This is a genomic window from Nocardia sp. NPDC049220 (assembly GCF_040647855.1).
GTDB lineage: Bacteria > Actinomycetota > Actinomycetes > Mycobacteriales > Mycobacteriaceae > Nocardia.
Window position 1 is genome coordinate 1 of sequence record NZ_JBEZDA010000040.1, and the last position, 11,092, is coordinate 11,092.

Sequence of the window (11,092 nt, forward strand, 5' to 3'; positions counted from 1 at the left end):
GCGATGGCCGGCAAGTCTCGTCTGCACAAGCCCTCCAAAGGTGCGCCGCTGCACGTTGTCATGGTGGATGAGGTCGCCGTGTTGACGGCCTACGCCGAGAAGGAGACCAAGAACGAGGCCTCCCGGCTGCTGTCCGAGATTCTGACCCAGGGTCGCGCCTTCGGCGTCCTGGTCGTGGCCTGCGTGCAGGACCCGCGCAAGGAGACCATCGGGATGCGCGGCCTCTTCACCCAGACCGTGGCGCTCCGGCTCCGCTCGGCCGAAGAGGTCCGGATGGTCCTCGGTGACGGCATGCACGACGTCGCACCGGCCCATGACATCAGCATCGACGCGCCTGGCACGGCGTACGTGGTCAACGACGACGGCACGTCGGACAAGATCCGGGCCGCGTACTGGCCGGACAACCTGATTCGCCAGGTCGCCGCGACGTACCCGAACCACAACGCCGGCCCCGCTGCGCTGTCGCGGTCGGACGCCGATCAGGCTGCCGCATGGCGCGCTGCTGGTGGGCACCTGCATGCCGTGAACCCGCCCACTGAAACGGCCATGAAGTCGACGCCGGACGACGACAACGCCGCCCCGAGCTCGACCACGCCGGCCGCTCGTGCTCCCCGCAAGCCTCGTGCCCCGCGCAAGCCCCGTGCACCGCGCGCCCCTCGTACGCCTCGCGTCCGCGAGACCGGTGCGCCCTCAACTCCCGGAGGTGACTCATGAACCGCCCCGCCCGCCCTGCCGGCCCCGTCGCCCGCATCGCTGCCGACTCCCGGCCCGTGCTCGTCTTCACTGTCGTCCTGACCGCCGCCGTCGCTCTGGCCTCCTTCGCACTCTCGTTCGCGTCCCTGCGGGACGCCGCTCTCTGGGGTCGCGTCCCCGAGGCTCTGGCGTTCCTCGTGCCCGTCGTCATCGACGCCTCGGTGCTCGTCTACGGCCTGGTCGCGCTCGTGCTTCGTGCCCGTGGCCGTTCCTCGGCGTGGGCCTGGACCCTGATGCTTGGCTTCACGGTCGTGTCCATCGGTGCGAACGCCGCGCACGCCTACGACGTCGGCCCCGAGCTGCGCACCGTCGTCGGTGTCGTCCTGGTCGCCCTCGCGCCGCTGTCGGTGCTCACCTCGACGCACGCTCTGGCTTCGCTCGTGGTCTCCGCCGCGCCCGTGCCTGTGCCTGAGGTCGCCGCTGAGCGTGCGACAGAGCCGGCACCCGTGAAGCCCGCTCCCACGCCGGCCGCCATCGAGCCGGCTGCACCCGCCGAGTCCGCTCCCGCTGCCACACCGGCATCTGCGCCCGTCGTCGCTCCGACGCCTCGCCGTCCGCGCCTGGGCCGCGTCCGTCCGGTCACCCAGGATGCCCTGGACCTGCCCGGCTTCGCCGTGAGGGCCGAAGCATGACCGGCCTTCGCCCTCAGGACGTTCCGCGCGGCTGGATGCTAGGTGCCTCGTGCGCCCAGGAGGACAAACGAGACCTGCCCTGGACCGTGGACACCTGGCGGCTCGGAGCTTCGGACGTCGCCGCCATGTCCCGTGTCTGCGCCGGCTGCCCGCTGCGTGACGCCTGCCGTGTCTACGTGGCAGAAGCGCGGATCACTGGTGGTTTCTGGGCCGGGCACGACCGGGACCGCTCTGCTATCCGCCGTCAGGCTCGCCTGGCTGAGCCGGACTCCGAAGCTTGGGACGTCGCATGACCGTCCTTGAGTTCCCGGGGTTCGGGGAGCACGCACCACTGGAGGTCGCTCCGGGTGCCCTGGGGTTCGCTACCCAGAGCACTCGGGGCCGGTCCCTCCGTGCCCGCCTGGAAGCCTTCTCCGAGGTCGCTGCTGGCGTCGGGTACTGCTCGCACCCGGTCAAGCTCTCCGGGTCCTCGATGACCGTGGACACCACCACGGGCGAGGTCGTCAGCGAGTACCACTCGGCCGACGCCCCGATGGGCGTGCTGTACCGACCGTGCGGCAACCGTCGCGAGGACGTCTGCCCGGCCTGTTCCCGGGTCTACGCCCGCGACACCTTCGCGATGATCCGGTCCGGCCTCCTGGGCGGCAAGACCGTGCCCGAGACCGTGGCGTCCAACCCGCTCGTGTTCGCCACGCTGACCGCGCCGTCGTTCGGGCACGTCCACGGTGTGCGCCCGAAGAACGGGCACAAGGCCGGTGGGACCTGCCGTCCCTATGACCGCGCCAAGACCTGCCCGCACGGCCGGTCCAAGTCCTGCATGCGGGTCCACACCGAGACCGACCAGGCCGTGGGCTCGCCGCTGTGCTGGGACTGCTACGACTGGACCTCGGCCATCGTCTGGCAGTGGCACGCCCCGGAACTGTGGCGACGCTTCACGATCGCTCTCCGCCGTGCCCTGGCCGGCTATCTCGGGCTGACGGACGCCGAGCTGCGCCAGGCCGCGTCTGTGCAGTACGCCAAGGTCGCTGAGTACCAGGCGCGCGGCCTCGTGCACTTCCACGCCCTGGTCCGCCTCGATGGCTCCGACGGTCCCGGCTCGACTGCGCCCGTGGACGGGTCGACGCTGGCTGGCCTGATCGAACAGGCCGCTCGTGGGGTGCGGGTAGAGGCTCCTGCGGTCGACGGTGCGGACGTGCCGCGTGTGCTGGCCTTCGGGTCCCAGCTCGACGCGCGGACCGTGCGCACTGGCCTACCGGGAACCGCTGCCGACGATGCCCGCACGTCCGACACCCTCGTGCCGGAACAGGTAGCCGGCTATCTCGCGAAGTACGCCACCAAGTCGACCAACGTCGACCCGGCGTCGCCCCGCCCACACCTGTCCAGGCTCACCCGTGAGTGCCGTCGCCTGGCCGACCGCGCCGCCACCGCCTGCCGGCCCGCCGGCTACGAGCCCGAAGAGGACGAGGACGGGTGCGTGTGCGGGACCTGCATCGACTCGCCGTACCGGCTGCTCGCCAAGTGGGCGCACATGCTCGGCTTCCGCGGCCACTTCTCCACCAAGAGCCGGCGCTACTCCGTCACCCTCGGCCGGCTGCGCGCAGCTCGAGCACGATTCGCCCGTCTGGCTGCTGAGGCGCAGCGCGCCGGCGAACCGCTCGACGTGACCGACCTCGAACGCCGGCTCCTGGCCGACGACGAAGAGACGACCCTCGTGGTCGACGGCTCCTGGACCTACGCCGGCACCGGCTGGTCGACCAACGGGGAGAAGGAGCTTGCCGAGGCTGCTGCCGCTCGTGCTCGCGAGTACGCGCAGTGGAAGGCGGCTCAGAAGTACCCGGCCCGTACGGCCTGACGACAACACGGTGTGGTGGATGTGGAAGGGAAAGACCATGGATGCCTCAGACATCTCTGACCTGCTGACCACGGAAGAGGTCGCAGAGCGGTTCCGGGTGAACCCGTCGACGGTGCGGCGCTGGCGGCTCGACGGCGTGGGTCCTCGTCACGTGCGGATCGGGAGCGTCTACCGCTATCCGCTCGCGCTGCTCAACGAGTGGGTCCGGAAGAACCTCGCTGAGACCGGCCCGTCGCGTGCCGAGGTCGCATCATGACCACGGCGAAGAAGAAGCAGCCCGTACCGCCGCTCGGCGCGGATGTGCAGGGCGACGTCCGTACACGCGAGGGTGCGCGGCTGGGCACCCGCTACCTCGCTCGGGTCCGCTGGACTCACCCGGTGTCGCACGTCCGCGAAGAGGCCGGCGCCACGTTCTCGTCCGACGAGGAAGCGCGCGCGTGGATCGATGAGCAGAAGTCGATCGCACGAACCGGCGTGAACCCGGGCCAGACCCTGGAGGCGTACATCGGCGGGATGGGGGAGCGGTGGGCACGGTCCATCGATCGGACCTCGACCTTCGACCCGTACGCGGCCGGCCTCAAGCTGCGTGTCATCCCCGAGCTCGGGCATATCCCGGTCGGCATGATCACGGCCGGCCTTATTGATCGGGCCATCGATCGATGGGAGAAGACCTCCGGTCACTCGACGGTGAAGAACACGGTCGCAGCGCTGGTCCACGTCCTGGATGACGCGGTGCGCGATGGCCTGTTGCCGAGGAATCCGGCCAAGGATCGTGCTCGGCGTAAGCAACCGGGTCAGGTCAAGGACGGGTCCGACGTCAACCCTCGTGAGCTGGCGCTGCCGGACGTGGCGACGCTGGACAAGCTCGTGGCCGCCGTCGTGGAAGCGGGAGGGGACCAGTGCTGGGGCGACATGGTGCTGCTGCTGGCGACGACGGGAATGCGGATCAGTGAGGTGTCCGGGCTCATCGTCGGTGACGTCGACCTCAAGGCCGGCCTGATCCACGTCCGCCGGCAGAAGTACCCCGGGCGTGGCGGCCTGATCGTGAAGTCCACCAAGGGCCGGCGCAATCGTGTCGTGCCGATCATCGAGCCGGCCCGCGAGACGCTCGAACGTCTGATGGCTGCTGGCCGGCCCGATGACTCGCCGCTGATCAAGGGACCGCGCGGCGGCACCATCACGACCGCGACGCTTCGGGATGCCACGAACTGGGACCAGCTCGTCAAAGACCTCGGCATCGCCGGCCTTGTTCGGCACGGGCTCCGGCACACAGCCCTGACCTGGATGGCTGACAGTGGCGTGCTGCTCCACGTGCTCCAGCGGGTGGCCGGCCACCAGGACCCGGCCATGACCGCCCGCTACCTGCACCCGGACCACCGAGCGCTGACCGACGCCGGCGCGACGTTCGGTGCCTGGTGGGCGGCCGACAGTGCGGCACCAACTGCGCCGGCTGCCGACGACGCGGAGCCGGCATGAACCCGGATCGGGGACGGATCGGGGACAAGTCTCGTTCCGACATCTGTCGCAGCGAGGGTTTCAAGACAACGAAAAACGCCCCTCACCTGCGTGAACAGGTGAGGGGCGATCTGTCGGGCTGACAGGATTTGAACCTGCGACCCCTTGACCCCCAGGTGGATTGACGAGTCCTCGCCCCCGGTTCTCTGCGGTTGCTGTGAGCTAGGGAGTGCTCCGACACGCATCGCGTGCAGGGCGTTGGGGACAGATCGGGGACACATCCGGTGCGGCCGTAGGTGGGCATCGCCCGGCTCCCTGCCACGTCTTGTCGACGTCGGATCGGGTCAAGGGTGGACGGAGTCCATCACGTAGTGACGCGTAGTGCCCTTGATGCGGTTCGGCGTTGATAAGAGACTTCGAGAGCCGGTCGTTGCTTGTCTCGTGAGAAGTTGGACCACTGATCAGGCGAGCATGGGGGAGCGGGGGCGGGCGGTTGTTAGGCGGATGATCGAGTAGCCGGCTACGGGTGCCGGCCGCCGTGACCGTCCGCGATCTACGGGAAGCACGACGACGAGCAAGAGCTGCACGACGAGAGACGGTTTCGGTCATCTGGCCGGGCCGCCTTCGTCATGAGTGGGGCGCGCCGTGCCGGCGCGACCAGGGTGCGATGGGGGTGCGCGGAGCGAGCGCAGCGAGCCCGCGCGGGGGCCGGCTCCCCTGTCGCGGGCCCCTGGGCGCGCCGGCACGGCGCGCCCCTGCGCGGCGGAGCCGCGCCTTGATCCAGTAAAGAAAGTCCTCACACGGCTGGCTGGCGTCAAAGAGCCTGTTAGTTCACCCCCTCCTTGGACGTGACCGAGGGGTTGCGTGAGCGTAAGTTATAGGCGCTGGCACGCAGGCATGATGTCTAGCGCTCCTGACGCGACGAAGGGTCGACATGCCACCGAGGAATCGACGAGTCCGGGCCGATCGTTCGGCTGATGACCAGAACGAGTCAGCTCCACACCTCGATACGACGCACGGGCAACTGACTCTAAGCCTTTCGGGATTCAAGGCGATCGGTAACAGGGTTTCGATAAATGTCGCTCCGCTGACGGTCCTGTCCGGATCGAATAGTGCGGGAAAGTCTAGCTTCATGCAGGCATTCCTCTTGCTGAAGCAGACAATCGATTCCAGTTTTGATCCGGGCGCAATACTGCTTCACGGTCCGAACGTGAAGTTTACCGATGCAAGTCAGACGCTGAGCCGCGAGAGATCCCGGGCTACTCAAAGCGCATCGTTCACTGTTGGATTGGCGAGCGGCGACTTTGACCGCACTATTTCCTACACTACGAGCGATGACGGGTTCGTCATATCACATGACATCGCTTCGGGGCCGGGTCGGTCCATGAATCTCTACCCAGGAATGCCAGCGACAAAAGTTGCAGAGTACGAGCCGTATCTAAACGCGCTTGGCCGAGCGTTTATTAACAACAGCCTAGAATCCGAGTATGAGTACGAAGTGGATGTGCTCCGGAGCACATGCTTCTTGGACTTATCCCTGACCCTCATCTCGAAAGATAGCAAAGTTCGGGCTCCGCTAAAAACTCCAGTCGTTGACAACGACACCGCGCAATGGTCGCAATTGCTGCGAGGAATAATCCACGTGCCTGGTCTGCGTGGAAACCCGGAGAGGCAATATCCTCGATCCGCGGTCGGCTCCACGTACATAGGAACGTTCGAAACGTATGTGGCCAGCATAATTCATGAGTGGTCGAATCGGGCGCCGAGTCTGGTCACGAGCCTGGCGCATGACCTGGAAGTACTAGGCCTCACCTGGAAGATTAAGGCACAGAAGATTAACGACGCATCCGTCGAGTTGCTGGTCGGACGTACGCCGCGCGCTCAGCGAGGCGGTGCACAGGATCTGGTCAGTGTGGCCGACGTAGGTTTCGGCGTTAGCCAGGCTCTGCCTGTCCTAGTATCGCTGCTCGCGGCGAGAGTCGGCCAGATTGTCTACCTGGAGCAACCTGAGATTCACCTGCATCCAAGGGCGCAGGTTGCTCTTGCGGCGCCGTTGGTTGCCGCAGCTAATCGTGGGGTCCGCGTGGTAATCGAGACTCACAGTTCCCTGTTGATCCGTTCAATCCAGACCGAGATAGCGCTCGGCAGCCTGCCGCCTTCGGCGGTGTCGATGAACTGGTTCAGTCGTGATCCGGAGACCGGGTTCAGTCGCGTAGACGTGGCGGAACTGGACGAAGCAGGTCGTTTCGGTGACTGGCCCGTTGACTTTGATGAGATTTCCCAGGATGCCGACATTGACTACCTCAAGGCGATCGGGGCCCGTCGATGACGACTGCACAGTACAACCAGTACCTGATCATCGATACGAACATCGCGAAGTCGTACAACGATCCAGCGAGGAACGACACGAGTCTTGACTGCCTACTCCTTTTGAATGCATTGCAGGACGCGGCGTGCAAGGTAGGGGTCGTGACATCACCGGAACTCGAAACCGAGTGGACAGAGCATGCTTCGCGGGCATTCAACCGGTGGTGGGCAAGTATGGAGTCCAGGCGCAGGATCCGACACATAGAAGATCGCCGTGTTGCGGATTATCGAAGGGCGATAAGCAAGGTCGAAGATGAAGGCATCAGAACTGCCATGGAGAAGGATGCCTTCATCGTAGAGCTCGTGATCCTCAATTGGTTTGCGGTGGCGTCTCGGGATGATCGACAGCGGAATTATGTGGTGAGGCTTGGTGCCGATTACGAGGTTCTGCGAAAAATACAGTGGTTCAACCCATCCGAAGACTGGCAGGATTGGCTGCGCGGTGGCTGCGTGGACTCGACTGTCTTCCAATGCAACTAGGCAGGCTGCGAAACGCTGGCTGAGCTACGTTGCGGCTGAATTCGGACCATCAGGGATAAGGTAGACGGCGGCTGGCTCCTCAATGTTAGGAGCGGCCCGATGAACGATTTCTGCGACACGTTCCGCTCCGAGGCTTTCATAGAGACTAATCGCAGCGCGGTCTTTAAGCATTACGTCGAATGCGATAGCCAGTTTCCGGGCGCGTGCGAACTCGATGGCCGTTTTCATTAGAAGTCGTCCTGCTCCGGTACCTCGGTGCTCGGGGGCGACGAAGAGCCGAGCGGGTATTGCGAGGAACTGGACGTCGCCGTGCGTGTGCTCGTACCAGGCTCGCGCGGCGTCGTCGCTTGGGGCACCTATGGTTAAGGTGATTTGGCCAATTGGGGTGGTGTCCTCGACTGCGGTCCAACTCCGTAGCTCGCTGTCGTGACGTAGCCAGCCCTCCGGATCGGCCACGCCTTCGATTGGGTATCCGTCCAGCTCATGCACACGTATGAGGATGGCCGCCAGGACGGGAATGTCTTCCTCGCGGCGCGGTCGGATCGTCACAGCCATGGGCTCAGTACTCCACAGGCATGTCGTAGTCGAGCGCTGAGTAGTCGGCGCGCATGCGGAAGTTCGTCACTTCGAACGGCTTATTCTCGGCGGTCATGCCGGTGTGCCACAGGTCGATGATGGGCACGCCTGCCGGCATTTCGAGACCTTCGGCTTCCTCGCGGGTAGCCGGCCTCGCGGTGACCTCTTCGCGGATGTTCGCGATGGTGTACCCGAGGTCTTCCAGCCGGCCGTAGAGCGCGCGCTTGCCGAGGTTTTCGGCCTTCGTGAGCGCGGTGCCCTTGGCGATGGACCACGGGATGAACGTGATGCCGATCTGCATGGGGATCTCGTCGGCGTAGTACCAGTTCTCACGCCGTACGACGTCGGCCCCGGGCTCGATGTCGAGTCGTTCCGCGACGTCGACGGGGGAGGGGATGCGCTCGACGTTGCGCACGTCGACTCGGGGCGTCTTGCCCTGGGCCCGCGCCTCTGCGCCGAACGGGCCATGCGTCGTGACGGCCCGCATCGGCGTCGTGTAGCGCAGCCGGCCGAACCGCATCCACCGCGGCCGCTCACGAACGAAGTACCCGCGCCCGTGCTCGGGCCGCACCAGGCCTTCCTGGATGAGTTCCTGGATCGCCGCTCGGGCCGTGTTCCGGGCACCGTGGTAGGTCGCCGCGAGCACTCGCTCTGACGGGAGCTTGTCGCCGGCGTTGTACTCGCCGGAGTGGATCGCGTCCCGTAGTGCCGCCGCGATCGCGCGGGCTTCGGCGTTGTCGCCGTGGGGTCGCTGATCTGCCATGCGCCCAACTCTAGCGAACTGGTTCAAGCCACTCTCTTGCGCAACTGGCTCAAGCTAGTCTATGGTGTGGATCGCTGGCTTAAGCCAGTTGGATTAGTCGAACAGAAGGGCAAGACCATGGCGATGCAGCGACGGTTTGCAGTGGCTCACGAGGACGTCTTCCCGAAGGGGGCGTTCCTGAAGGGTGAGGTCGAGCCGGTGGCCGACTTCAACGGTCCGAAGCGTGAGGACGGGTCCCGCCCGCAGCAGCTCGACAAGGACACGGGGCTGCCGCTGTGGCAGGTCGTGGTCCTCGACGCGGACGAGGACGCGGGGAAGAAGGACACCGCCGTGACGGTCAAGATCGCGGCGAAGTTCCAGCCCGTGCCCCCGGAGAACAAGACGCCGTTCCCGTGGACGCCCATCGAGTTCGTGGGCCTCACGGCACTGCCGTACGTGGACGACAACGGCAACCGGCCGCGCCTCGCGTGGTCGTACAAGGCCGACGACGTGTGCGAGCCGGGCAAGGCCGACGTGGCCACGCCTGCCCGCCCGGACGCCGGCAAGGCAGCCTGACCCATGAGCATCAACGCCAAGTCGTCGGGGGTGGCGGGGGCTTCGGTTCTCGCCCCCTCGGCGGGGGATGTCCTCCGGTTCGCCGCCTACGTGGCTGAACTGATCGGCGACGACCGGGTGGAGAGCATCGCCTGGTATGACGACAGCTCGACCGGGGAGAAGCGGCTGTTCGTGACGGTCACGGACACCACGCACGGTGAGACGGTCGCCCACCTGCTCGGTCTCGGTGAACGCTCGGACATCGAACGTGATCGCCTCGATGGGTTCTCGTCGTGGAGGGGCACCTCGGGCAACGTGCCCGTGTTCCTGTCCGCACCGCTCGCGCTGGGCGGGCTTCCGCACCGCCGTCCGTGGGACTGGTCCTCTGACGCACACGCCGTTGCGCAGGAGGCTGCCTGATGTCCCGCGCCGAATCCCTCGCGAATGCCGCGAGCTATCTGTCTGAAGCCGTGACGGCGCTGAACGGCGCGTACCGAACCCTCGACCGTGCCGGGGTCCTCGGTGCGGCTGACCAGGCCCAGGGCCTGCACGACCGGGCCGCGAGCCTGCACACCGAAATCAGCCTCGCGGCCACGAACGCCCACCGCGCCGAACGGCCCGAGTTCTACGACGAGTCCGGCCGCTGGGTGGGCCGCTTCGGAATGGAGAAGGATCGATGAAGCCCGAACGCGTCTCCCAGCTCCGGCGTGTGCTGCGCCCGGCCGAGCGGTACATGCGGGCCTGCTCGTGGTGGATCTGGCACCGCCGCGCTCTGGTGCTGACCTTCGGCCTGATCGGTCTGGTCTGGTGGGGCTTCGGCACCCTGACCGGTCGCCCCGACGCCCGTACTGAGGGGCTGTGCTTCCTCGTCGTCGGCCTCGCGCCCGGAGTGGTCTGCGGCTTCTGGTTCGGCGTCGCTCCGGTCAGCTACGAACGCCGCGTAGCCGGCCCGTCCCGGCGTCGGGCGTGGAAGAAATGGGCTCGGCGTGAGTGGGTCGACGTCGCATCGTCGTGCGGCCTGTCCACCAAGAAGGCTGACGGGACCCTCGTCGTGCCTCGGGTGCTCAAGCGTTCGGCAAGGGGCGAGACGCTGACGCTCAAGGTCCGAGTTCAGCGCGGCCTGACACCTGACGCGATCACTCGCGCGCTGCCGGCTATCGCGACCACTGCCAACGCCCTGGCGTGGTCGGCTCGCACGGTTGCCCCGGGAACGGTCGTCATCGCCTTGACGATGCGTGACGCCCTCGCACTGCCGATCACCGCGGGCTTCCCCGAGCTGGTTCTCGTGGATGAACTGCCGATCGGTCGGAAGGTGGATGGCTCGACTTGGCGGCTCGGGCTGCTGGGCCGGCACACCCTCGTCGTGGGCGCCTCTGGCTCCGGCAAGGGCTCGATCTTCTGGGGCATCGCCGCGAACCTCGGCCCGGCCGTGAACGCCGGCCTCGTCAAGCTATGGGGGATCGACCTCAAGCGCGGTCTTGAGGTGCGTGTCGGGGAGGGTCTGTTCCACGCGGTGGCCGACAACCCGAGCGCCGCCATCGCTGCCCTCAAGGCGGTGCTCCGCGTGATTGACGAGCGCGGTGCCGCGATGGCCGGCAAGTCTCGTCTGCACAAGCCCTCCAAAGGTGCGCCGCTGCACGTTGTCATGGTGGATGAGGTCGCCGTGTTGACGGCCTACGC

General features: G+C 66.5%; 13 protein-coding genes and 1 pseudogene. 12 read left to right on the forward strand and 2 right to left on the reverse strand.

Features of this window, described 5'->3' with window-relative positions; all coding sequences use genetic code 11:
• From AB0C34_RS31200 to AB0C34_RS31235, 8 genes and pseudogenes are all read left to right on the forward strand, one after another.
• Window positions 1-714: pseudogene (locus AB0C34_RS31200) on the forward strand (hypothetical protein); the annotation flags it as partial.
• The gene (locus AB0C34_RS31205) at window positions 711-1,385 is read left to right on the forward strand and encodes a DUF2637 domain-containing protein (protein ID WP_357033491.1); all 675 of its coding nucleotides are present in this window, start codon (window positions 711-713) and stop codon (window positions 1,383-1,385) included. The pseudogene AB0C34_RS31200 and the gene AB0C34_RS31205, both read left to right, overlap by 4 nt.
• 35 nt (window positions 1,386-1,420) lie before the next feature.
• Entirely contained in the window at window positions 1,421-1,678 is a 258-nt protein-coding gene (locus AB0C34_RS31210) for a WhiB family transcriptional regulator (protein ID WP_357033496.1), read from the forward strand.
• On the forward strand, window positions 1,675-3,237 hold the full coding sequence (locus tag AB0C34_RS31215) for a replication initiator (RefSeq protein WP_357080972.1): 1,563 nt from the start codon (window positions 1,675-1,677) through the stop codon (window positions 3,235-3,237). Before AB0C34_RS31210 ends, AB0C34_RS31215 begins: the two co-directional genes overlap by 4 nt.
• 37 nt (window positions 3,238-3,274) lie before the next feature.
• Entirely contained in the window at window positions 3,275-3,493 is a 219-nt protein-coding gene (locus tag AB0C34_RS31220) for a helix-turn-helix domain-containing protein (protein WP_142035548.1), read from the forward strand.
• A complete protein-coding gene (locus AB0C34_RS31225; protein ID WP_357080976.1) occupies window positions 3,490-4,713 on the forward strand; it encodes a site-specific integrase in 1,224 nt (407 codons plus the stop codon). Before AB0C34_RS31220 ends, AB0C34_RS31225 begins: the two co-directional genes overlap by 4 nt.
• 1,111 nt (window positions 4,714-5,824) lie before the next feature.
• Window positions 5,825-7,021: an AAA family ATPase gene (locus AB0C34_RS31230; protein WP_357080979.1), complete on the forward strand. Its 1,197-nt coding sequence runs from the start codon at window positions 5,825-5,827 to the stop codon at window positions 7,019-7,021.
• Window positions 7,018-7,539, forward strand: a complete 522-nt coding sequence (locus AB0C34_RS31235) for a hypothetical protein (protein ID WP_357080981.1) — start codon at window positions 7,018-7,020, stop codon at window positions 7,537-7,539. The genes AB0C34_RS31230 and AB0C34_RS31235 overlap by 4 nt, the downstream gene beginning before the upstream one ends.
• Before the next feature lie 24 nt (window positions 7,540-7,563).
• Here the strand turns inward: AB0C34_RS31235 and AB0C34_RS31240 are convergent, their stop codons facing one another.
• On the reverse strand, window positions 7,564-8,094 hold the full coding sequence (locus AB0C34_RS31240) for a GNAT family N-acetyltransferase (protein ID WP_357080984.1): 531 nt from the start codon (window positions 8,092-8,094) through the stop codon (window positions 7,564-7,566).
• A 4-nt stretch (window positions 8,095-8,098) separates the two neighbouring features.
• A complete protein-coding gene (locus AB0C34_RS31245) occupies window positions 8,099-8,878 on the reverse strand; it encodes a GntR family transcriptional regulator (RefSeq protein WP_357080987.1) in 780 nt (259 codons plus the stop codon).
• Window positions 8,879-8,944: 66 nt separating this feature from the next.
• On the opposite strand from AB0C34_RS31245, the gene AB0C34_RS31250 reads away from it, so the two are divergent.
• The 4 genes from AB0C34_RS31250 to AB0C34_RS31265 form a co-directional block, all read left to right on the forward strand.
• Window positions 8,945-9,433, forward strand: a complete 489-nt coding sequence (locus AB0C34_RS31250; RefSeq protein ID WP_357080989.1) for a plasmid replication, integration and excision activator — start codon at window positions 8,945-8,947, stop codon at window positions 9,431-9,433.
• Window positions 9,434-9,436: 3 nt separating this feature from the next.
• Window positions 9,437-9,832: a hypothetical protein gene (locus AB0C34_RS31255; RefSeq protein ID WP_357033515.1), complete on the forward strand. Its 396-nt coding sequence runs from the start codon at window positions 9,437-9,439 to the stop codon at window positions 9,830-9,832.
• Complete coding sequence (locus tag AB0C34_RS31260; RefSeq protein ID WP_357033518.1) at window positions 9,832-10,092, forward strand: hypothetical protein; 261 nt, start codon at window positions 9,832-9,834, stop codon at window positions 10,090-10,092. The genes AB0C34_RS31255 and AB0C34_RS31260 overlap by 1 nt, the downstream gene beginning before the upstream one ends.
• A partial coding sequence (locus AB0C34_RS31265; protein ID WP_357080992.1) for an FtsK/SpoIIIE domain-containing protein occupies window positions 10,089-11,092 on the forward strand: 1,004 nt, incomplete at its 3' end. The genes AB0C34_RS31260 and AB0C34_RS31265, both read left to right, overlap by 4 nt.